The following is a 25,680-nucleotide window of genomic DNA, read 5'->3' on the forward strand; positions in this document are numbered from 1 at the left end:
TTTATCTTGGTTTAACCAGAATTTCAGTTTCTAAACGTAAAAAAACCAGCTCCCATCAGGAACTGGCTTGATTACAGTATGTACAGCCGCCATTGCCGTAAATAATGATAAGAAAGTTTTAAACCACCACTCCTCAAAGTGGGTGTTCGCAGAAACATTCCTGCCTGTCCTCCTTGTCATATAGACGGAGGCCTGTCATTCCCGTTTCAATGTAAAACTCCCTATTACAGCTTAAAGGTTAAAACTTTATTATGATTACGAACAATGCAGCTTGTATTTATATATTAACGGATGCCGGCGGATTTTTCAATGGGCTTGCTCAGGTATTTTATTTGGTTGAGCAAGGGAGTGAGCGCTCTAAGCCATCGTTTTCTCCGCGCTCTCTCTTTTTTGAGCCTTTCCTCCAATTATAGTGAAAGCTGACCGCTTGCTCTTTTTTGCTTCTTAACAGTACGGATTTCCTTAATGTCGCGCTTCATCAGCAGAGAAACAATGAAGCCAATGGCAAGCATGGTGCCAAATACATAGAAGGTAATCGTATAGCTTTGCGTATTTTCATAGATGCTCGAGACAAGCATCGGTCCGACCACTCCGGCAATCGACCACGATGTAAGCAGATAACCATGAATCGCGCCAAGCTGTTTGGTGCCAAACAGGTCTCCGATAAAGGCCGGAAGCGATGCAAATCCGCCCCCATAGCATGAAACAATGATATAGAGGAAAACAGAAAAGATAAACGAGTTTGTGATGAATGGAAGAATGAAGAATGCTGCCACCTGTATCAGGAAGAAGGTCATATATGTATTTCCTCTTCCAAGATAATCGGATGCAAATGCCCAGCCAATTCTTCCGCCTCCATTAAAGAGACCCATTATGCCAACGATGCTTGCTGCGGTGATGGCGCTGGCTCCAGTGATTTCCTGTGCCATTGGTGCGGCAACGGAGAGGATCATGATGCCTGCAGAAATATTGATGAACATCATAAACCAAAGCAGCCAGAAACGCTTCGTCTTAATTGCTTCATTTGCAGTCAGCTGTGCCAGGTCCGCTTTTACCGGCCGCTCTTCCCTGTTCTCTTCCATTCCTTCAGGTGCCCATCCTTCTGGCGGCTTAGCGATGTAAAGTGCTCCCAAAATCATCAGTACAAAATAACTGATTCCAAGGATATAGAAGGTTGTCGGAATCGATGTGGCAATCATTAATCTGCTGGCAATTGGGCTTGTAATGAGAGCCCCTGCACCGAAGCCCATAACTGCCATCCCGGTGGCAAGTCCCCTTCTGTCAGGAAACCATTTTACCAATGTGGAGACAGGTGCAATATAGCCGAAGCCGAGACCCAATCCCCCAATGACACCGAAGAAAATCAGGAATAGGATATAGTTCTCCAATTGAATGGCAAACCCGGATCCAATAATCCCAATTCCAAAGAAGACAGCAGCAATCATGGCTGACACTCTTGGCCCCCGCTTTTCCACAAACCGGCCAAAAAAGGCTGCCGCAATCCCCAGAATAAAAATGGCAATGGTAAAAGCCAGTGAGACATCGGTCTTTTCCCAGCCGAGCGATTCCTTCAAGGGATTTTGATAAACACTGTACGCATACACCGAACCAATTGATAAATGAATGGCGACAGCTGAAAGGGCAATCAGCCATCTGTTCTTGTTCGCCATAAATAACCCCTTTCCTGAATATTGTTTTATTTATTTCCCTTATAAAGAATAAGCTCCATGCTATTTTTTACCTTCCCAAAAAAGCCTGTCTCTAATCCTTTTAGAGACAGGCTTTCTGAAAATCATTCTGATAAGAACCCTTTTTTCAGTAAATAGATTTCTTTTTTGTAATTATGGACAGCTTCGTCGAATGGCAGCTCCCCTGCAAATTTTTTTACGATATTATGAAACGTGACAGAAGAAATAATCTGCATCATATGGAAAAGCTCCTGCTCGTCCTGAATATTCAGCCGTTCCTTATTAATCAGATTGCTGATCTTCTTAAAATTCTCATTCAGGTCATTTTCCCCGAAGCTTCTTGCCATAACATTTTCGATCCGGTGAGTCATATTAAGAAACAAATTCCTCAAAAACTGCAGGTTTTCTTTTTCTTCTGTAATGATGGCTGTATAAAAATCGGTCATCGCATCAAAAAGATCACCATTATTTTTTTGCAGCGTTTCAAGGAAGTACTTCTTATAAGCAGACACATGGCTATTTAATAAGTAGAAAAACGCATCTTCTTTGTCATCAAAATACTGATAGAAGCTGCCACGCGGGATTTTGGCATCTTTTATGATATTGGATATGGATGCCTGGTAAAGCGGCACGCGGGCAAATTCCTTTTTGGCCGCATGGACTAAGTTTTCCCGTTTGTCTTCAGGCAAATTGAAAAAAGTAATTTTCGGCAAACTTTGTTCCTCCTTATTGCCAGTCTCTTTTTTCCTCCTTTAAGAATTGGATAAAATAAGGGACAGCCTTTCTGGGGTTCTCATTGATCAATGCTTGATATCTCGCTTTAATAGGGGCAGAAGCCCATTGGCTTTTAGAAATCCGTTCTTTCATGTACTGTGAGCTCAGTTTTTGAATCTCCAGCTGCTTATGCTTCCCTTCTTTAGAAAGTGCGAAACCGAGCGCACCAATAATAGCGTAAATCAGAATGGCTGCCGGCGATGTTTTCTCATCCTGAACGGCGAAAAACAAGGTCATGAGATTGATTAGTGACAGAATAATCAAAGGTGTAGACCAAAAAATATATCTGGAAGCTTTTTTCATGATGGGAGATACTATTTCTTCAAGCTGCTCAAGCTCTCTTTTTACGAAATTCGGCATATCTGTCCACACTTGCATTTATTTCGTCTCCTTTAAGTTTTAATCCCTTTATGGCCCAGCAGAAATTGCAGGCTTTCGGGCGAAAAAGTCATGGCTTCATTATCATCCAGCTGTTTTAAAGCAATCATTTCATCATGGAGATTCTCCATTTTCCGATCGAGGCGTGAAGCTGTGTCAGCTGCCTCTTTCAGTTCTTTCACTATTCTTTGCGGAATTTCTTTATTGTACTTGTAGTAAATCTTGTGCTCGAGGCTCGCCCAGAAATCCATCGCAATCGTCCGTATTTGAATCTCCACAGGAACAAGCTCTTCCCTGTCAGACATAAAAATGGGGATCTGGACAATTAGATGAAGGCTCTGGTAGCCATTTGGCTTGGGATGCTGAATATAATCCTTGCATTCGAGCACGGTTATATCTTTCTGGTTTTCAAGCATGGCTTTGATTTTATAAATATCGGATACAAAGGAACATGTAATGCGGACGCCCGCAATATCTCTAATATTCTGCTTAATGGATTCCAAAGAAATCTCCAATTTTTTTCTTTGCAGCTTTTTAAATATACTTTCTGGAGATTTAATACGTGATTTTACATGCTCAATTGGATTATAGTCATGCACATACTGAAATTCTTCTTTAAGGATATTTAATTTCGTGTTTATTTCTTCCAATGCGAACTTGTAGGACATCATAAAACGCACTAGATCTGTCCTTAGTTCCCTCAGTGTAATTTGCTCGGGCGTATTTGTGGCCATATGGACTCCTTTGAATTTTATCCTTATTTTTGGGTGGCTTAAGACTGGATGGCTTTTTGCAGATTGCAGCATTTACCCCCTGTTTTTGCAATTTAGAAATAAGCAAATGAATTTTGAACAATGCTTTCACCTCTATATGACACTGTGTCATTCTTACAATTGAATTGTATATGACATCGTGTCATACGTCAACTAAATATGACACGATGTCACAAAATTGCCTTCTTTTATTGAATGGACAGCTGTTTTGGAAACAAAGATTTGGCCTATTTACATATCACTGATGAGAACTGTATAATGGATAAATAATTAGTTACTCTCGATAACTATTACTCAAAGTAACCATTTAGGAGGTTTTTAAGATCGAAACATTTCAGCGGTTTTTTCATCAGCTTGTGCTATTGTATCGCCCATTTGAGAATAGGCTGAACAATGAATTAAGCAGGCATCATTTATACAGGGCTCAATGGTCCATCATGTATTACTTGAATAATGATGGCTCCGGTACACTGGTGGAGCTTTCACATTATCTTGGCGTTGAAAAACCAACGGTGACAAGGACGATTGCAAAATTGGAGGAAATGGGCTATTTAGAACCTGTTCCGACTAAAGACAAACGGGAAAAAAGAATGCAGCTGACCGATACTGGCAGGAAGGTTTATCAGGAGGTCCGCGTAACTATTGATCAATTCGAACAGGACATTCTAAAAGGAATTTCAGAGGAGGACCAGCTGGAAGGAATTCGTCTGATGAGCCTGATCCGCAAAAATTTAATGCAGGGAGAGTTATAAATTGAATTCGAAGCTTTGGACAAAGGATTTTATAATTGTTTCATCGGTTAATTTTTTCTTAACATTGATTTTCTATCTGCTGATGGTGACCATCGCTGTTTTTGCAGTGGATTACTATAGTGCCACAACCAGCCAGGCCGGGCTTGTGACGGGCATCTTTATTATTGGAACGCTCATTGGCAGGCTTTATATCGGGCGGGCCATTGATAACATCGGGCGTAAGAAAACACTTTTTATCGGTTTGATCTTTTTTACGCTGACGACACTTTTATATTTTGTGAACGTCGGAATTGCTTTCCTGCTGACTACCAGGTTTATACACGGCATTGCTTTAGGTGTGGCAAGTACGGCGACTGGGACCATCGCTGCACAAATTATTCCTGCAGCACGCAAAGGGGAAGGAATTGGCTACTTCAGCATGAGCACAACGCTGGCGACAGCTGTTGGGCCATTTATTGGATTATTGATGATGCAAAAGGTTTCTTTCCAAATGATTTTTGCCTTCTGTCTGGCCATCGGCATCATTGCCCTGATTACATCCTTCTTTTTATATGTTCCTGCAATAGAAACCTCTGGTGTGAAAAAGCAAGGCTTCCAAATTTCCAGCTTTATCGAGCCAAAAGCAGTCCCAATTGCATTCATCACACTGGCAATCGCATTCGGTTATTCCGGGGTCCTCTCTTTTATCAACTTTTACGCGATAGAAGTCGATTTAGTAAAGGCTGCGAGCTTTTTCTTTCTGATTTACTCAGCCGCTGTCCTGGTTTCACGACCATTTACCGGGCGGCTGATGGATCTTAAAGGAGCAAATTATGTTATGTACCCCGCTTTTCTCTTATTTGCAGCAGGCATGTTTGTGCTCAGCACAGCAAACAGCAGTTTCACCCTGCTTTTGGCTGGCGCGTTAATTGGGCTGGGCTTTGGTAATATGCAGTCCTGCACCCAGGCCGTGGCCGTCAAGCTGACACCGGCACATCGGATGGGATTGGCGACGTCAACGTTTTTTATTTTTCTTGATGCAGGCCTGGGATTTGGACCATATTTGCTTGGGTTCATAATTCCGGTTACAGGGTATGGCAGGCTCTATGGAATGATGGCCATGTTTGTATTAATGTCAGCGATTTTATATTATTTTCTGCATGGGAAGAAGGAGACGGCATCTTTAAGGAAATTGAACACTAATGTTTCAGCTTGACCCTGAGGTATTACAAAATACCAAAAGCCATGGACCTTTTTACCGTCCATGGCTTTTGATCGTTTTAGTTCTGAAGCACTGTAACCGTTTTAGGACTCGTGGTAACACTAAAGCCTTGCTTATTTGTAACATCCGCACTAATGGTATATGTTCCATCCGGAAGATCTGCGTCCGGAGTCCACTTTAAGTGAATTTCGAGTTCATTTTCCACATTAAAAGTTTCAACGATTTTTCCTGCTTCATCTTTAATGTACACTTTCCAGTTTACGCGGTTATTTGCAAATGCATTGATGCCGGCAGGTGTGTTTGCATTCACATTTTTATTAGGATAAACACTGAAGTAGCTTACCAGCATTCCTTCATTAATATAGGAAGGATCCCCCCATACAGCATAGCTATGGTTTAAGGCATGGTCGACACCCAAAACGACAATGCTTTTCGGTTCTTCTTTTACAAGGGCTGACGTTTTTCCAGGCTCGAGCGGCATATACTTGCCGTTATACCAGATGATGGCCCCATTATAGCCGCTTCCCCCCTCGTTATCTTCAGACTTGAAGGAAATCTCATATTGGCCGTCCTTTGGCTGTACCTGAATATCCGAGACGACTGGTGCAACTGAATCTACGTGAACCGGAAGCCTTACTTCCTGCGGTTTGGCATCCTTGTAATCAAGTGTTGTTTTGATTACATACTGATAGGTTCCATCCTCAACGAATTGCCCGTTTTGATTCTTAACATCCCATAAATATCCGTAAATCATATTATCCCCAAGTGCCATAATATTTTTTCGGAACTTCCATGGCTTGCCGGTATATTCACTGAAGTCACCTAAATAATTGATCACTTCACCTTTATCATTCTCAACATACATTTCTGTCTTTTGTAAATTGCGAAGAGCTGTAAAAGATGGGAAAACACCCGGCAAAGCAGCATTAGGGGAAATCACAATGCGGTCCATATTAAAGGTTCCGGTATATGGGTCATATCCCATTGGAAATCGTGCCCCTTCATCGTTCCAAAGAATGGTGTACCCAAGGAATGCATCTTTTTCCCAGGCAGCTGGGTCCAGGTTTTGAGGCTTGTCCCATTCTCCATAGTAACCCATATAAGGCACCGTTAGCGGAACAGCTGCTTCGCTATTTTTCCCGGATGGCACAAGACGGACAAAGCCTTCTACAAATGAGCCCTTCTTTAAGTTTTTCGGCAATTGAATCTGTACATCCAAACTCTTATTTTGTCCTGGCTTAATTTTCAGCTTTTTTCCTTTGAATTCCGTTACTTTATCACCGTTAACGATGGCAGCAGCCCCTGAAATTCTCTTGCTTGTCATCGTTAAATATTCTTTAGAGTCTAATTTACCGTCGTTGTCCAAATCAAACTCTTTTGTTTCTGTTTCATCTGTTAAAACATCAACGTACACTTGATATTCAAGATCTTTCACATCAGCATCACGAAGTGCTTCGACATTCAGTTTGAAGTGTGCTTTACCGTTGATCTCCTTAAGAGCAACGGCTCCAGCCTGTTCCAAAGGAGCATTTTTATTTGTAACAAGTACAGGTGTTTTGATCGCATTTTGTATTTGCATCATGCCGGAACCCTGAACGCGCGGTGAGTATGGAACCTGGTTATTTGCACGCGGATCCCATACGACTTTTGACGTATTCATTAAAGCAATTTTCGCTTTAAGCGCCGTTTCTTTTGATTGTTTTAATCCTTTTTCATATAGTGCCTGAAGCAGCAGTGCTGACCCTCCTGCAACATGAGGTGCTGCCATGGATGTTCCGCTCATGATTTCATATTCATTGCCGGGAACAGTCGAATAAATTCCGCCGCCAGGTGCGGATAGCTCAGGTTTGAAATCCAGCGTGTGCGGTGTTCCAAACGATGAAAAGTCTGACATATTATCCTTTTCCGCATTTTCCAGCCAAATCCCTTTGCTCATCTGCATTTTTACTGTTTGTCCCTTTGTAAGCTTGGAAATTAAGGCCTCTCCTGCCTCTTTGCCTGTTGTTGCTGCAGGGATAAAGTATGGACTAAAATACAAGAAAGAATAGTCCCCTTTTTCAGGCGGCGGAACAAGGATAACTGCCTTGGCTCCATTTTTTTCGGCTTCAGATTGTACATGTGTATAGGAAAAATAGTTAAGTGTTGGCTTTGCTATAACAATTTTGCCTGCTACATCTATGCCTGTAAAATCTTCTCTTTTGCCTTCCCCCACATACACAAATTCATAGCTCTCACCAGGAGTTAATACCTTTGAAAGCTTTAAATCCACATGGGTCTGATCCTGGTATGGAAGCTTGAAACCATTTTCATCCGAAAGGACGTTCCTATACAATTTACTATTTTCATAGGAAGCAACAGATAGCGCAAACGGGCTGACAGAAGGTTCCCCGACTGTGCCAATATCCGGATTTTCCGCATATGGCTTAGCAGAGGACTCCAAAATATTATTTTTAGTACTGTAAGAGGAATTGCCTCCAGCTACTACTACCAGGGTACCCTGCTCAGTTGCTTCCCGGATTGACTTTTGGATCGGATCATTTTCTTCTCCAACAAAGCCGGCATCAGATCCAAGACTCATGTTAATGACATCAGCCCCCATTGTGACAGCATGTTCAATTCCGGCAATAATATCATCTTCATAAGCTCCCCCGCCGTTATCAGAAAAGACTTTTTCTGCCAGGAGCTGAACACCGGGAGCAATCCCCTTAACTCCATCATTATCTTCATCTCCATTGGCACCTACAGTACCGGCGACATGCATGCCATGCGGGCTTCCATACTGCCCGCGGGGAATGACATCCGTATCCTCATCTGCCCAGTCATAGCCTGTCGGCACTTTGTCACTATACCAGACGTCATTTATAGCCGTTTCAGTGAGTTTTCCCTGTATTCCTTGCTCCGACCATTTCTGCTTATCTTTCCCATCATCCGTCAATGTCATATCCTGGTGTGTATAATCCAATCCGGAATCAACTACTGCAACAAGCAGCCCTTCTCCTTCATAGCCATGCCGCTCCCAGACCTTTTGCGCCTGCACTAACTCCTTGCTGGCACCCATGGATGGCTGGAAGGTCCTCGCAATATGCACGTTTGTGACTCCGGGAATTGCCTGTATGTCTTTTACATTACGAAACTCGGTATCTAGGCTGAATCCATTAAACCCCTCATAAAAGCGATGCTTCACTTTCTTGAAGGATTTTTTCCTGGAGAGCGTTGAAATGACTTCGTCCTGTTTTGCTTTCATTTTACTTTTTTTGCTTTGCTTTGTTTTCTCTGTATCTGCCGGCTTTTCGACCTCAACGATTACACGCAGAATTTCATTTGGCTTATAAGGCGCCACTAATCCTTTTTCTTGCAAATCTGTATACCCAAGCTTGTCCACTGCCTGTGATCCAGCCTGATGTTGCTGATCCAAAAATATTTTTTGCCCCTGCTTAACAATCTCTTCTACACTTGGAGCCTGGATCTGATCATCCTGATCTCCTTGTGCCGATACGGTTCCCCCAAATAATAAGGCTGCTGCCAATGCAGAAGTCAGCACCTTATAGGGTACCCCTTTTTTCGCCTTCATCTCTCTCCCGCCCTTTCCTCCATATGGAAAATAAATTTTTTAACTTTTCATAAAATTAATTGTAGGGCCGGGCCTGAGAGAAGTAAATTGGGGGAATTTTACGGGAAGGGTCTTTTAAATATCATAGCTTTGTATCTAAAACACGGTATATTTTCGTGTACTAATAGTATAAAAGACTCGTTAAGCTTATTACTCAGCGGTACAAAAGGCTTTTTAAATTACCCCAAATGGATAGCCTTTTTCCACTGCGCCAAAATCAGTTTTTAAAATATTAATATAGCTTTGAGCTCCTCATAGCTGAAAAAATACCAAAAACCACTGCTGCGATTTGCGATAAGAAAAAGCTATAAACATTAAAATAAAGACTATTAGTGTATTGATTGAACCAGCCAAAACGGTAAATTCTTGATTCCGGGTTATCCGGTTTTCCTCCAAGAGCCATGATCAGTTCACTTGTGTAATCATAAATTCCGATCATCAGCAAAGCACTGACAGCAAGCGAAAGCAGCAAAAGTCCTATAGTCATTTTGTTATTTTTCAATAGTGTTGCTTTTGCCCGTTTAAAAGTATAAACCCAACTGGAAATAAAGACAGGTGTAAAAAGAAAAATTATGAGGATGCCTAAATTTCCATTGCCGGAAACCACATGGGGCTTTACCGTAAAAACATGTTCTATAAGGTAAAAACCAAGGAATGAAAACAGGAAGCTTAAGCTCCAATAGATCTGTTTTTTTCTCAACGCTGACACACCCTTTTCATAATTTTTTAATGAAGCTTTTCTGTCATCTAATCAGCAGGTAAATCCCTGTAAAAATCAATATAATATATGTAAAAACCTTGAAAAACCGCTGATTGATTTTGACAAATAAAATTTGTCCCAGATATAGACCCAGCAGCACCAGGGGCAAAGCATACAAACTTGAAAGCCAAATCGTCTTATTGGTTCCTGCAAAGATGATCTGAACTACCAGACTGGCCGAGTAGATAAACAAGTAAAAAGCCAAAGTGGTTCCCCTAAGCCGCTCTTTTTCAGTATCCGTTCCTGAAAAATACAACAGAAGCGGCGGGCCGGGCATGCCAATGCTGGTTGTCATGATTCCTGACAATCCACCCACTGAATAATCCCTCGTGCTTGTTTCTTTCACACGGAAATTCGCCATCAAAAGGAGTGTTAAAAGCAAAATAATGAAACTGACAGCTATCTTCAGCCGGGAAATGTCCAAAAATAAAAAAATGGCCATACCGATGGGCAGCCCGGCTGAACTGCCAATTGTGAACCTTTTCAAAACTCCAAAGTCTGTATCCTTCTTGATTTTTGAAAATAAGGCAGCTGAAATGCTTAAGGATAAAATCAAATTGATTTGAATGGCTTCTCTTGGTTCAAAAAGCAGCAGCAAAAACGGTGTGGCCAGGATTGAGAAGCCAAATCCCGTGCTTGTCTGTAAAATGGATGCAATTAAAATAATAAGGATAAAAAGAAAGATTTCCATGTTCAAAACCTGCTTTTTACCCTATTTTACCACAGCCCGGAATCGTTCTGGCACACCTTCAGCTTTTCCTATACAATAATGGAAGGAATATGCAAAAGTGTGGTGAGCAAATTGTTTAAAGTGCTATTAATCGAGGATGATGCCTCCCTTTTTACTGAAATCAAAGACCGGCTCTCCCAATGGTCTTATGAAGTCCACGGAATTAAGGATTTCAGTGAAGTCATGAAGGAGTTTGCCTGCATTCAGCCAGATTTGGTCATTATTGATATCCAGCTTCCTAAGTTCGACGGGTTTCATTGGTGCCGGATGATCCGTTCACATTCGAATGTGCCGATTATTTTTCTGTCATCCCGTGATCACCCCTCAGACCAGGTCATGTCCATGCAGCTTGGCGCTGATGATTTTGTCCAAAAGCCCTTTCACTTCGAAGTTCTGATTGCCAAAATACAGGCAATCCTTAGACGTGTCTACAACTATAGTGCCGTTCAAAATAACCTGAAGACCTGGTGCGGTGCGGCGGTTGATTTCGAAAAGAATACCGTAACAAATGATAATGGTTCCATAGAATTAACGAAAAATGAAATTTACATTTTAAAGCTTCTAATAGAAAGAAAAAATCAAATAGTCAGCAGGGATGAGATTATTAATAGCCTATGGGATGACAAGCGATTCATTAGTGACAATACTCTGACGGTCAATGTTAACAGACTAAGGAAAAAGCTTGGCGAAATTGGGCTTGGCGACAGGATCGAAACAAAGGTCGGCCAGGGTTATATGGCAATTGAAGAGGAAGCCCCGCGTGTTTAGGAACTATATCAGGGAGCGCTTAAGCTGGATCCTGCTGTTCAGTTTCCTTCAGGTGCTTGCTGCCTTTGTCGTATATATCGATTCAGCCATATCCCTTAAGCCCTTCCTTTATTACACCTTTTTATCTGCCATTATTTTTACTGGGTTCATTTTTCTCCGTTATCAAAAAGAAACACGATTTTACAGAGAAGTAGCCGAGCGGGAAGATAATTTAGATCTGTCAAGCATACCGGAGTCTGTAAGTCCTTTTGAAAAAATAATAGAATCGGGCCTGGTTAGCCAAACCGAGCGGTTTAAACAGGAGTACACCCGGAATTGGACACTGCTGGAGCAGGAAAAGGATGAACTGCTTTCCTGGATTCATGAAGTCAAAACACCCTTGACTGCCATGCATCTCATGATTGACCGGATCGAGGATCAGAACCTTAAATCCGCCCTTACATACGAATGGCTGCGCATCCACCTTCTTCTGGATCAGCAGCTCCATCAAAAGCGGATTCCTTCTATGGAAAATGACCTGTATATTGAAATAGTTAATCTTGAAGGTATCCTATTTAGTGAGATCAAATCTCTGCAGTCCTGGTGCATGCAAAAAGGCATTGGCTTTGAAATGGAAATCGAAGAAATGGAAGCCATGAGCGATGCCAAATGGCTAAGCTTTATCATTCGCCAGCTTTTAACTAACGCTGTAAAGTATAGTGAGGACTCAGACATTTTGATTTCATGCTCCAGTCATGACGGTAAAATATCCTTGAGGATACAGGATTTTGGCAGAGGCATTGATCCGAGAGATTTGCCGCGGATCTTTGAGAAGGGATTCACCTCTACTGCCAATCATCATGAAAACGCAGCAACAGGCATGGGGTTATATTTAGCCAAAAAAGCAGCAGACCAGCTGAAAATACAAATCCATGCGGAGTCTTTTTTAAACAAAGGCACCATCATGACACTTGTATTCCCTACCCGAAATGATTTCGTCAGCATAACAGGCATGTGACAAAAATGTCACATGCTTTTGCTGTTAGTTCGTTCAATCGAAGGAATTACATAAACGTAACCTTCTATACTAAAGCTAACAAAGAAAGGATGGTTGCACATGACTGTACTTGAAGCCAAAAAAATTCATAAAAGCTACGGCAATAAATTTAATAGGCAGGAAGTATTAAAAGGAATTGATTTGAAGATTGAAACGGGTGAATTTGTAAGCATTATGGGTGCTTCCGGTTCAGGGAAGACCACACTTCTCAATGTGCTCTCGTCTATTGACAGTGCAAGCGGCGGAGAAATCAACATTGAAGGAAAGGAAATGACAAGGCTGAAGGAAAAACAGCTCGCTGAGTTCCGCAAGAAGCATCTCGGATTTATCTTTCAGGAATATAATCTCCTTGATACCTTGACAGTGAAGGAAAATATCCTTCTTCCGCTTTCCATCAGCAAAACACCAAAAAAAGAGGCCGATGAAAAGTTTGCAGCGGTGGCGGCTGAGCTTGGTATTTTAGAGTTAAAGGATAAATATCCGAATGAAATTTCCGGCGGGCAAAAGCAGCGCACTTCTGCAGCTCGTGCGTATATTCATGAGCCAAGCATCATTTTCGCTGATGAGCCGACAGGTGCGCTCGATTCGAAATCAGCTTCAGACTTATTAAATAAGTTAAGTGATTTAAATCAGAAAAGGAAAGCAACGATTATCATGGTCACCCATGATCCTGTAGCAGCAAGCTTCTGCAGCCGGGTTATTTTTATCAAGGATGGCCAGATCTATACGCAGCTTAATAAAGGTGATCAATCAAGACAGGCTTTTTTCAAGGATATTATGAAAACACAAGGTGTTTTGGGCGGTGTGCAGCATGAGCATTAATACCATCATTCTCCGCAATCTGAAAAAGAATCTGAAACATTATTATCTCTATGTATTTGCGCTCATTTTCAGTGTTGCTCTCTATTTTGCCTTTGTCACCCTTCAATATGACCCATCGATGACTGAAGCAAAGGGCTCGATTAAAGGTGCGGCTGCGATCAAAACGGCCTCCATCCTGCTCGTTGCGATTGTTTCTATCTTTCTTCTGTACGCCAACACGATTTTTATTAAAAGGCGAAGCAAAGAAATCGGGCTGTTTCAGCTGATCGGAATGACGAAGAATGAAATCTTCAGGCTGCTTAGCCTGGAAAATCTTACATTGTATTTTGGATCCTTGGTCATTGGAATCTTTATCGGCTTTTCGGTTTCAAAATTGATACTAATGGTTCTTTTTAAATTAACAGGTGTTGAGGGAGTAGCATCCTTGCACTTTTCAAGTGAGGCGCTTTTGCAGACTGTCATCGTCTTTACGGTAATTTATGTTTTCATCATGCTGATGAACTTTGTATTTATCAAGAGGCAAACCATTCTATCTTTATTCAGGGTGGTTTCGGTTGCCGAGGGAAAAGTGAAAAAGCTGTCCATTTGGGAAATGATCCTGGGCGTTCTTGGTTTAGCCCTGATCATTGCCGGCTATTACATCTCTTCCCTTTTATTTGGCGGGGATTTCACATCCATGAATCAGTTGTTTATGGCGATGGTTTTCATCCTTGCTTCCGTTATCATTGGAACCTATCTTTTCTACAAAGGATCTGTCAGCTTTGTCGCAAGCCTGATCCGCAATAAGAAGGACGGATACCTGAATGTAAATGAAGTACTTTCACTGTCCTCCATCATGTTCCGAATGAAGTCGAGTGCACTGCTTTTAACGATTATTACAACTGTGTCCGCCCTTGCAATCGGGCTGCTGTCTTTAAGCTATATTTCCTACTACTCAGCGGAAAAATCAGCTCAGGATAGCCTCCCCTCCCACTTTTCGTTCACAAGCCGGGAGGATGCAGATAAGTTTGCGAACAGGCTTGAAGAAAATGGATTAGGCTATAAGGAACAAAGCATTGAGGTATTGCAGGTGAATACTGATATGGAGGACATTCTGGATGTCAATCTGGAAGAAATGAATTTTGATTCGCCAACCATGCTTTTGCCGGTTGTAAGCGAAAAGTCCATACCTGGCATGGAACTTTCCCCTAAAGAAACCGTGCTTACTGGATATAATGATGCTCTGCAGAAGTTCATGACCTTGAAGGACTCAGGAAAGCTTGATTTCAAGGGAAAAACAAAAACCATTGAACAAAATTATATAGGGCTGAATAAAGACTTTGTTATCCCGTTTTATTTTACGGCAGGCGGGCTGCCGGTTGCCATTGTGGATAAAAAGGTGTATGAAGAACTGAAAGCTGACCTTAATCCTGAAATCCAACTGGAGAATTCGCTATTCATCGGGGTGGATTTGAAGAATGAAAGCGATATGGTGACAGCCAATGCACTTTTTAAAGAGATGGAGTTCAGCGGCAGAGCCGATTCGCAGCTGGAGATGAGCACAAGTCAAAAAATGAATATGGGGTTAGTCATGTTTATTGTCGGCTTTCTCGGCTTGACCTTCCTTGTCACTTCAGGCTGCATCCTCTATTTCAAACAAATGGATCAGAGTGAGGATGAAAAACCAAACTATACGATCTTGAGAAAGCTTGGCTTCACACAGGGAGACCTGCTGCGCGGAATTCGATCCAAAATGGCCTTCAACTTTGGAATTCCGCTGGTGGTCGGCCTTCTGCACAGCTACTTTGCCGTAAAATCAGGCTGGTTCTTCTTCGGCAGTGAGCTTTGGATGCCGATGATCCTGGTGATGGTGCTTTACACCGTGCTTTATTCGATTTTCGGAATACTGTCAGTGATGTATTCGAAAAAAGTGATAAAGGATGCACTTTAGGACGGAAAAACCGCTCAGGTATGATAGCCTGAGCGGTTTTTATGTGTTGGAATTTGGCTTCGTTATCGAGTTTGAATGGCTTATTTGCGGGTTTTCTATGTCTATTTGCAAGTTTTCCCAGTCTATTTGCAAATTGGTACTTGCTGGTCTTCGGAATTTCTTTTTATTTGCAGGTCTTCTCACTCTATTTGCAAGTTTTCCAGTTTATTTGCAGGTTTGACCAGGCTATTTGCAAATCACCTTATTTATTTGCAATTTCTTCATATCTATTTGCAAATTAGCCTCTCGTTTCATTCGCTGTGATTCAATAATTAACTTATCCAACTCCTGGCTTAATTTCAAGGTCTCTTCATCTGTCAGTCCCTTGGAATAAATGCTTTGAATCATTGCCTGCCTACTCTGTTCAATTGCCTCTGTAAAATCCATTGCGTTATCCTTCCAGAAGCGGAATTCGGGATTTATATCTTTTCACCAGCTCGCTGTTATGCTGGTCTGCTCCATCTACATTTCCACTTTTAAAAATAGGCGGTTCGAACCCGTTTTCAATCATCACTTCCACTGCTTCCACCATCAGGCTGTTTACAATCGCAAAGCCAATAATAGATGAGGCGGAGCCGAAGCTAGTCCCCATTGCTGGGTGCTGCATTAATGCGTCCCCTGGCTCGATATGATTGTCAATCGCCAGGTTCACTGATGAAAACAGATACTTTCCATCATTATGGCGGGAGGACTGCGTTTCAGCATAGCGCGGGGAAGTTATCCCAATCACGTATGCCCCCCTGGATTTAGAGATTTCAGCTACATCCACCGGTACTGGATTCCGTCCTGAAGTGGAAGCCACAATCACAATATCATTCGGCCGGATATCAGCATTTTCCATGAATCCTCCGGCAAAATTGTTTTCTTTTTCCAAGGAAGAAGAACGGACTGCGCCCTTATGCAGCATTAAATCCTCAACAAAAATGGGTTTAATGGGGGCAAGACCGCCTGCACGGTAAAACAGCTCTTCGGCGAGCATATGTGAATGCCCGCAGCCAAACACATGTATAATTCCATTGTTTTGGATAGACTCAGCCACTGCTTGGGCTGCTTTCTTCAGTTTTTGTCCCTCTTCTTTTTCCACGAGTGACAATAATTCTTTTATGTCATTTAGATATTTCTCCAGCATATTTCCTACCCCATTTATACCCTGACTTTGGATGCGCTTAGTGCTGCTTCGTCTGCAATCACTTTTACATTCGGATGATTTCTTAATACTGATGCAGGAAACTGCTCATTAACTCCATTTCCAAGAAGCTGCCCAATGGCATCGGCTTTTGCTTCACCTGAAGCAAGCAGGAGAATCTCCCTGCTCTGCATGATCGTAGCGATTCCCATGGTAATGGCTTGGGTCGGCACCTCTTCAATCGTATTAAAAAACCTGGCATTGGCTTTAATAGTTGAGTCTGCTAAATCAACGATATGAGTTTTAGATGAAAAAGATGTGCCAGGCTCATTAAAGCCAATGTGTCCATTATTGCCGATCCCCAAAATCTGCAGATCAATCCCGCCGTGGTTTTTAAGCTTACTCTCATAATTTCTGCATTCTGCTTCCAAATCCGCTGCCGTACCGCTTGGGACAAAAGTATTTTCCTTACGAATGTCGAGATGGTCAAACAATTGAGAATCCATAAAATATCGGTAGCTTTGCGGGTTTTCTCCAGAAAGGCCGATATATTCATCCAAATTAAAGGTAGTAACCTTTTTATATGATGTCCCGTTATCCTTATAATCTTCAATCAATCGTTTATATGTTCCCACAGGTGTGCTCCCGGTTGCCAATCCGAACGTCGCTTCAGGAAATTGGCATACCTTTCGGATGATGTACTCCGCTGCGGTTTTACTCATTTCTTCATAGTTGTTTACTTTAATAATCTCCATCATGAGTTCCTCCCTGCAAAAAAGCTGAATAAGAATATATTTGCACTAATGAAGGCAAAATATTGGAATAAAATTAACCCATTTATACTTCATATCGTAACACTGTAAAGTATAGTTGTCTATACCAATTTAACCACTATTAAAACCTGATTTTAAAAAGCATATTAATTTTTTCTTTTAAAAATGGTATAGACAACTATATTTATATTTTGGTATGATTACGACAGTTTAGTAAAACGCTTTCTTATTCATTATTTTTATTAAGGAGAGATCAATATGTTAGGATTCCTACAGAGAATTGGTAAGGCATTAATGCTTCCGATTGCAGTCCTGCCTGCGGCTGGTCTTTTGCTCCGCTTTGGACAGGATGATTTATTGGGTATTCCGTTCATCGCCAATGCCGGCAATGCCATTTTCGCAAACCTGGCACTTATTTTTGCCATTGGGGTTGCGATGGGATTTGCGAAGGATAATAATGGGGCTGCTGCCCTCTCAGGAGCCATCGGTTTTCTTGTATTAACCGAAGGGGCAATCGCCATCGATGAAAATATCAATATGGGTGTACTCGGCGGTATTATTGCCGGTATTATAGCCGGGTTATTATATAACCGGTTCCATGATATCAAGCTTCCGGATTGGCTCGGATTCTTCAGCGGACGCCGCTTTGTTCCGATTATTACATCCGTAACTATGATTTTGCTTGCTGCAATCGCAGGGTTTGCCTGGCCTCCAATTCAGGGTGCGATCGATGCACTGGGCAATTGGATTATTGGCCTTGGCGCATTGGGTTCAGGTATATTCGGCTTTATGAACCGCCTTTTAATTCCATTGGGGCTGCATCATGTATTGAACAGTTTATTCTGGTTCCAGTTCGGCGAATTTGAAGGAGTTAATGGAGATATAGCCCGCTTCTTCGCAGGAGATCCATCAGCTGGTGCTTACATGACAGGATTCTTCCCTGTAATGATGTTCGGTCTTCCGGCTGCAGCTTTTGCGATCATTGCAACAGCTAAGCCTGAAAAAAGAAAAGCGGTATCCGGAATGTTCATCGGTCTTGCGCTGACTTCATTCCTGACTGGTATTACAGAGCCGATCGAGTTCTCCTTTATGTTTATTGCACCTCTTTTATATGGAGTGCATGCCATCTTAACCGGGGTTTCCATGTGGGTAACATCCTTACTGGGCATACGGGATGGCTTCACATTCTCAGCAGGCGCACTCGATTTTGCACTGAACTTTAACATCGCGGAAAAGCCAGTGCTGCTATTGGGAATTGGTGTAGTCTACGCTATTCTGTACTTCGTTATCTTCTATGCCCTAATTAAAGCATTAGACCTGAAAACGCCTGGCCGTGAAGAGGACGAAGAGATCGTGGAAGATGAAGATGCACATGTCTCAACCGGCAACAACAAGTATGAAGTTATGGCCAGCCAATTTATTAAAGATATTGGCGGTACTGACAACATTACTTCTATTGATAACTGTGCAACACGCCTTCGCTTAACCATTGCTGATATGGAAAAAGTAAAGGAAAGCGCACTGAAAGCACATGGTGCAAAAGGAATCATGAAATTAAGCAAGACGAATCTGCAGATCATTGTTGGAACAGACGTTGAGTTTGTTGCAGATGAGATGAAGAAAATAAAGAAGTAATTGACTGAAAACCCAGTGTCCCTTGTTGACACTGGGTTTTTATTAGATCAACTTAATATTAGACGGAAGTTTTGCAGTGCAGAGTATATCGAGCTCCTTTAAACGCATTAAATTATAAGAAGAACCCTCCATCAGCAATTGATCTGCAAATGCCGGATGGCACATGACTTCCACCGTTTCCCCGTCTTCAGCCTTTTCTGCAAGAGTGATGAAATAGTCTTCCTGAATGCCATCTCCGTAAAAATCCAATAAGCACCTGTCCGTATGGCTCTTGACCCCTTCAAGAGCAAAATCGCCATTTACTCTGAAAGGGAGACCGTATTTTTTGGACAGGTATTGTACTACTGGGAGAAACTCATCCCGTGTATGAACATGGTGATGACTATCCAGGTGGGAAGGGGTAAGACCTGCCCCGATAAACCGGTCAATTTGTGCAGACCACTCCCGCTCCAGTTCTTCAAGAGAGATTCCCTCCAACTCCCCCTGCGATCTGAAGTATCCATCTTTTTTAGTTAATGTAATTATATCTGATAATAACGGCTTCCCGCATGTGAGGACTAAATGGACGCCGGTTCGTAATCTCGGATATTTTTTAGCCATAGAAAGGGCCTGCTCCGTTCCAGCCATATTCATCATCATAGTGGCGGAATTGACTATCCCATATAAATAGCTGTGCAAAATCCCATAATTGACGCCGGGGCTATAGCCGAAATCATCAGCATTGACGATGAGGTTTATCATGGTTTTTTCCTCCGATTACTAAACAACAAGGCAGCATGAAAATAATGCTGCCCTGCAAATTTTATTGAAATTGCGGCAAATAGGAACGATGGGCTTCGAGCATTTCATCAAGAATTTTTTTCGCTATCACGTCTGAACCCACCAGTGGATTGATTGTCAGTGCCAGTAATGCAGTATTGTAATCACCTGTAAGGGCCGCTTCTATGGTCAGCCTTTCAAAGGATTTAATGGATTGAACCAGCCCTCTGACTGCTACTGGAAGTTCCCCAACCGCTATTGGCTTAGGTCCGTCTTTCGTTATAATACAGCTGACTTCCACGGCTGAATCTGACGGAAGGCCAGCAATAGCACCATTATTCCGGGTGTTAACCGGCTGTATATCCCTTTTATCTGTATAAATCGAGTGAATGAGTCTGCATGCTGCATCACTGTAATAAGCCCCTCCCCTTTTTTCAAGCTGGGGAGGCTTTTCAGCAAGGTTGGGATTTTGATATAACTGGAATAGCTCTTCCTCCAGCTTTTTAACCACTTCAGCCCGGGTTCCGCCTTCTGATGCGGCATTGATTTCTTCTTCTACCATTTCGCGCGTCTTATAATAATAATTATGGTAAGGACATGGAAGCACATTTAAGGCCTGCAGGAATTCCGGCTCCCATCCCATCGCATGGATGTTTTTCATTGTGATCGATTTTTCCTTGTCTGTAAGCTTCTTCAACAGCTCATCCTTGACGCTTACTCCATCGACATAAACATCAAGGCCGTAGACCAGGTGATTGAGTCCTGCAAAATCGATCCTTACTCTGCTGTGATCCACATTCAATAACTGAGCTGCCCCCATCTCCATCCCAATAGGCACATTGCATAAACCAACTATTTTTATGATATTGCTGTATCGCAATACTGCTTCTGTAATGATTCCTGCGGGATTGGTAAAATTGATGAGCCATGCATTAGGGCACAATACTTCCATTTCACGGCAGATCTCCATTATGACGGGAATGGTTCTGAGTGCCTTGAAAAATCCTCCCGGGCCATTGGTTTCCTGGCCCAGGACTCCATATTTCAGCGGAATTCTCTCGTCTTTCGCTCTTGCATCCAGAAGACCGACACGAAATTGGGTTGTAACAAAATCGGCATTTTCAAGCGCTTCTTTCCTATTTAAAGTGAGGTGAATCTGAATAGGAACTCCGGCTTTTTCTACCATTCGCTTTGCCAATTGGCCGACAATCTCCAGCTTATTTCGTCCTTCCTCCACATCCACTAGCCAAATTTTCCTGACAGGCAATTCCTGCTGTCTTTTGATAAAGCCCTCGATTAATTCAGGTGTATAGCTTGAACCTCCGCCTATCACGGCTATTTTAATACCTTCTGGTTGCTGTGCCATTCTGTTACCTCTCTTAGTCTAATTTCTTGTATAAGTCGATGAATTCCTGTGCCATATCTTTGACAGTCAATGCATTCATCAAATGATCCTGGGCATGGACAAGAATGATGGGCAGATCGAATTGAGCCCCGGAAGCCTCTCCCTGAATTAACTCCGTTTGATGTCTGTGTGCCAGCACAAACTCCTCCTCGGCTTCCCGGATTTTAACTTCAGCGGCTTCGAACTTGCCTGACTTTGCTTCCCGGATGGATTCCATGGCAAGACTTCGGGCATTCCCGCTGTGCAGAATAAGCTGAAATGAGATTTGATAGAGCTTTTCTTTATCCATTTATAACCCGCCTAACCTTGAATTGTTGGTGACTGTTCCGGCTGCACCTGCTTCTTCTTCTTTTCATCCAATTTTCCTGTTATATAGACAAATGGAAGATAAATCACAATAGAAATCGTTAAATTTACAAGTGCCAGCACTGCACCGGAGACATGTCCTCCTGTCGCAAGGTAGCCTCCAATTCCTGCCGGTGTTACCCAAGGGATGCTTGCCACTACGACCGGATAAACCAGGCCCCATTTAATGGCCAGATACGCCACAACCGTCATGATGACTGGTGCTGAAACAAACGGAATCAGCCAGATTGGATTTAACACAATTGGAAGTCCGAATAATAATGGTTCATTGATTTGAAAAATTCCAGGCGGCGTTCCTAATGCAAGCAGCTGCTTATGCCGCTTACGTCCTGCAATAAACATGGAAATGATAAGTCCAAGAGTTGCTCCTGAGCCGCCCAGATAGACAAAGGCATCCAGAAATGGGCCTGCCATAATGGCATACTGATCCAGATCCGTCACTCCCTGAGCATATAAATCGGTATTTTTTGTTCCGAGAGATGTAAACAGAGGGGTTGTAACACCACCAAGAATGTTAGGACCATGAAGTCCAACCGACCAAAAACCATGGACAAGAAAGACAATAAGGATCGCAAATGGCAGTGAATCGGCAGCATTTGTCAATGGTGCTACAAGTGTTGTATTCAGCCAGTCATTCAAAAATTCCCCATCTGTCATTTTTCTGAACAGAAGACCAGCCACTCCAAATACGAAAATCGTCAGCATGCCCGGCACCAGTTTGGCAAAAGCCCCTGAAACGGCAGGAGGAACTCCATCCGGAAGTTTGATAATAAAGGCTTTCACCTTTGTAAGACGGATAAATAATTCAGTTGCAAGAAGAGCTACTACAATCCCGGTAAATAGAGCTGTAGCATTAAAATATCCATAGCCAATGAACCCCCAGACACCTTCTGTTTCCGGCACCTGGCCTACCTGAGGAACTAAGAGGAAGAAACAGGCTGCGGCAACCAGCATTGCTTCGAATCCATCATCCCCATACGATTTGGCAAGCCTGTGGGAAATGCCAAACACGGCGAATATGGTTAAGAAGGCAAAGGTACCCCACCAGATATCTCCGCCAAGTGTTTTCCAGGATTCGCCGAAAATACTTTCCATGAGTCTGCCGTATGGCTTAATGATTTCCCCCAAATTATTAAACAGAACAGCAAATGATCCTACCATTGTGATGGCGATCATCCCGATCAAAGCATCCCGGATAGCAAGCAAATGCCTGTTATTGCCGAATTTCATAGCATAAGGCATGATATATTTCTCAATAAACGTCATCATCACTATTCACCCTTTATTAATGAAATAGCTTGCTTTAATACTTCCTCGCCATTGCATAAGCCATAATGCATCGGATTTATGGGAGCTACAGGAATTCGGCCTCCTGCTTCCTTCTTTAATTGCTCGGTCATAAACCGAATCTGCGGTCCCAGCAGCAATACATCTGCAGAATCAATATGCCTTCGAACCTCCCCGTTGCCAACAGCCCAAATTTTACAGTCGATACCCTGGCTTTTAGCACTTGCCTCCATTTTTGTCACCAGGAGACTTGTAGACATTCCAGCCGAACAGCATAATAAAATATTCATGATTACCCCCCTTTTTCTCTGTGAGCGAGTTCAAATAAATAAAATAATTGCTTAACCTAATAGTACAATCAATAAAAGCAGATAATTCAGTCAATTTAAATCAAATATATTCCTTTTTTGAGTCATCACCTCCTTTGAATACCTTATGCTTGAAATTAATTGTAATTACAAATATTTTATTTTTCAATACATTTTTAAAATTTGTTATTACAAATAATTTTATAATTGATATGACAATATGTTCTATGGAATAATAGATAGAAGAACAGAGTAGGAGGAACGGGTATGAAAGACGGTTTCACCGAGGAAAGTGCCCTGCACTTAAAGGTTAAAGATAGCATTTTGGAACTTATCAGAAACGGAGAATACAAACCGGATACCAAATTGCCGACAGAAGCGGAGTTTTGTGAAAAATACGGAGTCAGCCGGACAACTATTAGAACAGCACTCCAGCAGCTGAGCACAGAAGGCCATATTTACCGCCAGCAAGGCAGAGGCACATTTGTATCAAGCAATAAAGTAAAGCAGCGCCTGACTTCTACAGTTGAAAACTTTTCAAAGCAAATGGCAATGCAGGGAAAGAATCCGCTCATAAAAGTCATAAACCTGGAAGTCATCCCTGCCGATTCCTTCTTAGCAGATGTCTTTGACCTGTCAGAAGGTGATCCGGTTAATGTTCTCGAACGGATCAGGTACGCAGATGAAGAGCCCCTTCAATATGAAAAAGCCTTCCTGCCATGGAAAAAGACCCCCAGCTTAAATCGGGAGGCCTGTGAAAAATCCTTATACCATTTACTGCAGACACAATACAGTTTAAATATCAAAAAGACAGTGGAGCATTTAGAAATCGGGTACCCCGAAGAAGAAATTAGTGAACTGCTGAATATCAAACCTGAAACACCGTGTTTCTCTCTTGAGACCTATGCCCATATTGAGGACGGAAGCTTAATCGAGTATTCCAAAACGATGTTCCGCGGGGATTATGCTCATTTTATTATTGAACGGAATTATGAATAATAGATGGACTGAAAATGCCAGCCGATTTTGGAGGTTCTGACTCAGTCTCCAGGATTTCCACTTTTTGTGTCCGAAGTTGGACCGGGTTCTGACTGTATGACAGGGATTTCTGCTTTTTGTGTCCGAAGTTGATCCAGGTTCTGACTCTGCGGGCGTGTTATCTCTTTTTTGTGTCAGAAGGTGACCCAGGTTCTGACTCTAGCAGCGCGGTTTCTGCTTTTTGTGTCTGAAGTTGGCCCAGGTTCTGACTCTAGCAGCGCGATTTCCGCTTTTTGTGTCAGAAGTTGGCCCGGGTTCTGACTGTATGACAGGGATTTCTACTTTTTGTGTGTTGAAGTTGATCCAGGTTCTGACTCTGCCTCCCTTTGAAATCTGAATTCCCAATCAGGATTATAGCGGGTAACAGTCACTTTCCTGGTCATGTTGTCCTCCTGAATTTATTTTAAGCTCATCAAACACGCCCATAAAAAATCTTCCCCAAATAGATCATTGGGCTGCTGCATTTTTTTCATCGTTCTAAGCTTCAGAAAATGGAAGTCATCTTGAAAGATCTCTTTCAATCGTTCTTCCGTATATCCGATGCCTCCCTTTAGGCTGCCAATGCGATACACCTCCCAGTCCGGCGTGGGAAGTGCTCCATCCGGATTAAAGCATACCAGCCCAAATTTTCCTCCAGGCTTTAGTGCAGCTTTGATTATTTCCAGGTATGTAAGCCTTCTATGCGGCGGAAGGTGATGAAACATGCCGCTGTCATAAATAAAATCATAGCTTTGAGGTTCAAAATGAAAGTCGAATAGAGATATACATTCAAAATTAATTTCCACCTGTGCTTGATTTGCTCTTTCACCTGCCCATTTGATCGCCCTTTCGGAAAAATCGATGGCATCCACTTGTACCCCATTATTTGCCAGAAATATGGCATTCCTTCCAGGGCCGCATCCAATTTCCATCACCTTCCCCGCGTGCAGGCCATTTTGCATATACTCAAAAAGATTTTCATCCGGTCCTTTTACTTTGAAAAATGGAATCTCTTTGTCCCGGTCTTCGTAGAAGTTTTCCCAGAATATTTTTGGTTCTCTTAACAATCCATCCAGCATTTCCAATAAGTCATTATGACTTAAAATAGCTTTTTCCATAGCCATCCTCCCCCTTTCTTTTATTTTACTTAAACCCTAATGGGAAAGGATTACAGCAGCGTTAAGAATAGATTATTTAAGTAAAAGCTCTAGGTATATTTTGCATTATTCTTCCATCTGGGATTCCTGAAAAAGGGGTATTTTTAAGTTTTATAGTATAAGAAATACTAAAGTCTTAAAGCAAAGAGAATTACTTCCAGACGCATCCTAGGGGCTCTGGATAAACATCCATTCATTGCTTTTTGTAATATTTGTAACACTTAAGAAATATATTCTTTTGAAAACTTGTCCTTCATTTCGGTCAGCTCTCATATAATGACGACAAGAAGGTTTAGGAGGTACGTCATGTTTTTGTTTCTTGATAAAGCGATTCTCGGTATGGCCATTCTGCGCCTTATTTCCGGAAGCATTGAAATTTTTGTGGCACTATTAATCTTAAAAATGAATGATATCGAAAAAGCCTTGATTATGAATAGTTCACTGGCCCTTATTGGACCGCCTGTGCTTCTCCTGACGACAGTCATTGGATTGACCGGAATGGCTGATAAAGTTTCATTAAGCAAGATCCTGTGGGTGATTTGCGGGGTTGGCTGCATTCTGTATGGGGTTAAAGGGAGATAGAGCT

Annotated in this window: 25 protein-coding genes and 1 other RNA gene; 9 read left to right on the forward strand and 17 right to left on the reverse strand. The window is 42.2% G+C overall.

Annotated elements, in window-relative coordinates:
- Positions 1 to 79: 79 nt before the first annotated feature.
- The 5 genes from ssrS to CHI10_RS03860 all read right to left on the reverse strand — a co-directional run bounded on the left by ssrS (position 80) and on the right by CHI10_RS03860 (position 3,574).
- Positions 80 to 276: non-coding RNA, 6S RNA (ssrS, locus tag CHI10_RS03840), on the reverse strand.
- Positions 277 to 407: 131 nt separating this feature from the next.
- On the reverse strand, positions 408 to 1,670 hold the full coding sequence (locus CHI10_RS03845) for an L-lactate MFS transporter (RefSeq protein WP_095243014.1): 1,263 nt from the start codon (positions 1,668 to 1,670) through the stop codon (positions 408 to 410).
- A gap of 122 nt (positions 1,671 to 1,792) precedes the next feature.
- Positions 1,793 to 2,401, reverse strand: coding sequence for a TetR/AcrR family transcriptional regulator (locus CHI10_RS03850; RefSeq protein WP_095243015.1), 609 nt, complete (start codon positions 2,399 to 2,401; stop codon positions 1,793 to 1,795).
- Positions 2,402 to 2,414: 13 nt separating this feature from the next.
- On the reverse strand, positions 2,415 to 2,840 hold the full coding sequence (locus CHI10_RS03855) for a DUF5392 family protein (protein ID WP_095243016.1): 426 nt from the start codon (positions 2,838 to 2,840) through the stop codon (positions 2,415 to 2,417).
- A 14-nt stretch (positions 2,841 to 2,854) separates the two neighbouring features.
- Positions 2,855 to 3,574, reverse strand: coding sequence for a GTP pyrophosphokinase (locus CHI10_RS03860; RefSeq protein WP_095243116.1), 720 nt, complete (start codon positions 3,572 to 3,574; stop codon positions 2,855 to 2,857).
- 395 nt (positions 3,575 to 3,969) lie between these two features.
- Here CHI10_RS03860 and CHI10_RS03865 point away from each other — a divergent pair, with 395 nt between their 5' ends.
- Both CHI10_RS03865 and CHI10_RS03870 read left to right on the forward strand, forming a co-directional pair.
- A complete protein-coding gene (locus CHI10_RS03865; RefSeq protein WP_095243017.1) occupies positions 3,970 to 4,365 on the forward strand; it encodes a MarR family winged helix-turn-helix transcriptional regulator in 396 nt (131 codons plus the stop codon).
- Between the two features lies 1 nt (position 4,366).
- Positions 4,367 to 5,560 (forward strand): MFS transporter, encoded by a 1,194-nt coding sequence (locus CHI10_RS03870; RefSeq protein WP_095243018.1) that lies wholly within the window; start codon positions 4,367 to 4,369, stop codon positions 5,558 to 5,560.
- A gap of 64 nt (positions 5,561 to 5,624) precedes the next feature.
- Here the strand turns inward: CHI10_RS03870 and CHI10_RS03875 are convergent, their stop codons facing one another.
- The 3 genes from CHI10_RS03875 to CHI10_RS03885 form a co-directional block, all read right to left on the reverse strand.
- Positions 5,625 to 9,137, reverse strand: a complete 3,513-nt coding sequence (locus CHI10_RS03875) for a S8 family serine peptidase (RefSeq protein ID WP_095243019.1) — start codon at positions 9,135 to 9,137, stop codon at positions 5,625 to 5,627.
- A 271-nt stretch (positions 9,138 to 9,408) separates the two neighbouring features.
- Positions 9,409 to 9,876: a hypothetical protein gene (locus CHI10_RS03880; protein ID WP_095243020.1), complete on the reverse strand. Its 468-nt coding sequence runs from the start codon at positions 9,874 to 9,876 to the stop codon at positions 9,409 to 9,411.
- Positions 9,877 to 9,919: 43 nt separating this feature from the next.
- Positions 9,920 to 10,627 carry a sulfite exporter TauE/SafE family protein gene (locus CHI10_RS03885; protein WP_095243021.1) on the reverse strand — a complete coding sequence of 236 codons (708 nt, stop codon included), beginning with the start codon at positions 10,625 to 10,627 and terminating at the stop codon, positions 9,920 to 9,922.
- 111 nt (positions 10,628 to 10,738) lie between these two features.
- On the opposite strand from CHI10_RS03885, the gene CHI10_RS03890 reads away from it, so the two are divergent.
- The 4 genes from CHI10_RS03890 (at position 10,739) to CHI10_RS03905 (ending at position 15,222) form a co-directional block, all read left to right on the forward strand.
- On the forward strand, positions 10,739 to 11,434 hold the full coding sequence (locus CHI10_RS03890) for a response regulator transcription factor (protein ID WP_095243022.1): 696 nt from the start codon (positions 10,739 to 10,741) through the stop codon (positions 11,432 to 11,434).
- On the forward strand, positions 11,427 to 12,431 hold the full coding sequence (locus CHI10_RS03895) for a sensor histidine kinase (protein ID WP_095243023.1): 1,005 nt from the start codon (positions 11,427 to 11,429) through the stop codon (positions 12,429 to 12,431). The genes CHI10_RS03890 and CHI10_RS03895 overlap by 8 nt, the downstream gene beginning before the upstream one ends.
- Before the next feature lie 99 nt (positions 12,432 to 12,530).
- A complete protein-coding gene (locus CHI10_RS03900) occupies positions 12,531 to 13,292 on the forward strand; it encodes an ABC transporter ATP-binding protein (RefSeq protein ID WP_095243024.1) in 762 nt (253 codons plus the stop codon).
- Positions 13,282 to 15,222: an ABC transporter permease gene (locus CHI10_RS03905; protein WP_095243025.1), complete on the forward strand. Its 1,941-nt coding sequence runs from the start codon at positions 13,282 to 13,284 to the stop codon at positions 15,220 to 15,222. The genes CHI10_RS03900 and CHI10_RS03905 overlap by 11 nt, the downstream gene beginning before the upstream one ends.
- 225 nt (positions 15,223 to 15,447) lie before the next feature.
- On the opposite strand, the gene CHI10_RS03915 is transcribed toward CHI10_RS03905, so the two are convergent.
- From CHI10_RS03915 to nagB, 3 genes are read right to left on the reverse strand one after another with little or no spacing between them, the layout of a single operon-like run.
- Positions 15,448 to 15,648, reverse strand: coding sequence for an aspartyl-phosphate phosphatase Spo0E family protein (locus tag CHI10_RS03915; RefSeq protein WP_142301760.1), 201 nt, complete (start codon positions 15,646 to 15,648; stop codon positions 15,448 to 15,450).
- Between the two features lie 4 nt (positions 15,649 to 15,652).
- Entirely contained in the window at positions 15,653 to 16,390 is a 738-nt protein-coding gene (locus tag CHI10_RS03920; protein ID WP_095243027.1) for an SIS domain-containing protein, read from the reverse strand.
- A gap of 14 nt (positions 16,391 to 16,404) precedes the next feature.
- Entirely contained in the window at positions 16,405 to 17,142 is a 738-nt protein-coding gene (gene nagB, locus CHI10_RS03925) for a glucosamine-6-phosphate deaminase (RefSeq protein ID WP_179288951.1), read from the reverse strand.
- Between the two features lie 276 nt (positions 17,143 to 17,418).
- Here nagB and nagE point away from each other — a divergent pair, with 276 nt between their 5' ends.
- Positions 17,419 to 18,795 carry an N-acetylglucosamine-specific PTS transporter subunit IIBC gene (gene nagE / locus CHI10_RS03930; protein WP_095243029.1) on the forward strand — a complete coding sequence of 459 codons (1,377 nt, stop codon included), beginning with the start codon at positions 17,419 to 17,421 and terminating at the stop codon, positions 18,793 to 18,795.
- 42 nt (positions 18,796 to 18,837) lie between these two features.
- Here the strand turns inward: nagE and chbG are convergent, their stop codons facing one another.
- From chbG to CHI10_RS03955, 5 genes are all read right to left on the reverse strand, one after another.
- Positions 18,838 to 19,536: a chitin disaccharide deacetylase gene (chbG, locus tag CHI10_RS03935; RefSeq protein ID WP_095243030.1), complete on the reverse strand. Its 699-nt coding sequence runs from the start codon at positions 19,534 to 19,536 to the stop codon at positions 18,838 to 18,840.
- Positions 19,537 to 19,597: 61 nt separating this feature from the next.
- Positions 19,598 to 20,920 (reverse strand): 6-phospho-beta-glucosidase, encoded by a 1,323-nt coding sequence (locus CHI10_RS03940; protein ID WP_095243031.1) that lies wholly within the window; start codon positions 20,918 to 20,920, stop codon positions 19,598 to 19,600.
- Between the two features lie 13 nt (positions 20,921 to 20,933).
- Entirely contained in the window at positions 20,934 to 21,248 is a 315-nt protein-coding gene (locus CHI10_RS03945; protein WP_095243032.1) for a PTS sugar transporter subunit IIA, read from the reverse strand.
- 11 nt (positions 21,249 to 21,259) lie between these two features.
- Positions 21,260 to 22,594: a PTS sugar transporter subunit IIC gene (locus tag CHI10_RS03950; protein ID WP_095243033.1), complete on the reverse strand. Its 1,335-nt coding sequence runs from the start codon at positions 22,592 to 22,594 to the stop codon at positions 21,260 to 21,262.
- 2 nt (positions 22,595 to 22,596) lie between these two features.
- On the reverse strand, positions 22,597 to 22,902 hold the full coding sequence (locus CHI10_RS03955) for a PTS sugar transporter subunit IIB (protein WP_095243034.1): 306 nt from the start codon (positions 22,900 to 22,902) through the stop codon (positions 22,597 to 22,599).
- A gap of 285 nt (positions 22,903 to 23,187) precedes the next feature.
- Between CHI10_RS03955 and CHI10_RS03960 the strand changes: the two genes are divergently transcribed.
- Positions 23,188 to 23,919: a GntR family transcriptional regulator gene (locus CHI10_RS03960; RefSeq protein WP_095243035.1), complete on the forward strand. Its 732-nt coding sequence runs from the start codon at positions 23,188 to 23,190 to the stop codon at positions 23,917 to 23,919.
- A 437-nt stretch (positions 23,920 to 24,356) separates the two neighbouring features.
- Here CHI10_RS03960 and CHI10_RS03965 read toward each other — a convergent pair whose 3' ends face one another.
- Positions 24,357 to 25,055: a class I SAM-dependent methyltransferase gene (locus CHI10_RS03965; RefSeq protein ID WP_095243036.1), complete on the reverse strand. Its 699-nt coding sequence runs from the start codon at positions 25,053 to 25,055 to the stop codon at positions 24,357 to 24,359.
- A 345-nt stretch (positions 25,056 to 25,400) separates the two neighbouring features.
- On the opposite strand from CHI10_RS03965, the gene CHI10_RS03970 reads away from it, so the two are divergent.
- On the forward strand, positions 25,401 to 25,676 hold the full coding sequence (locus CHI10_RS03970; protein ID WP_095243037.1) for a YqhV family protein: 276 nt from the start codon (positions 25,401 to 25,403) through the stop codon (positions 25,674 to 25,676).
- The last annotated feature ends 4 nt before the right edge of the window (positions 25,677 to 25,680 follow it).

Origin of the sequence: Bacillus sp. 7894-2, assembly GCF_002272225.1 — a bacterium.
GTDB lineage: Bacteria > Bacillota > Bacilli > Bacillales > Cytobacillaceae > Cytobacillus.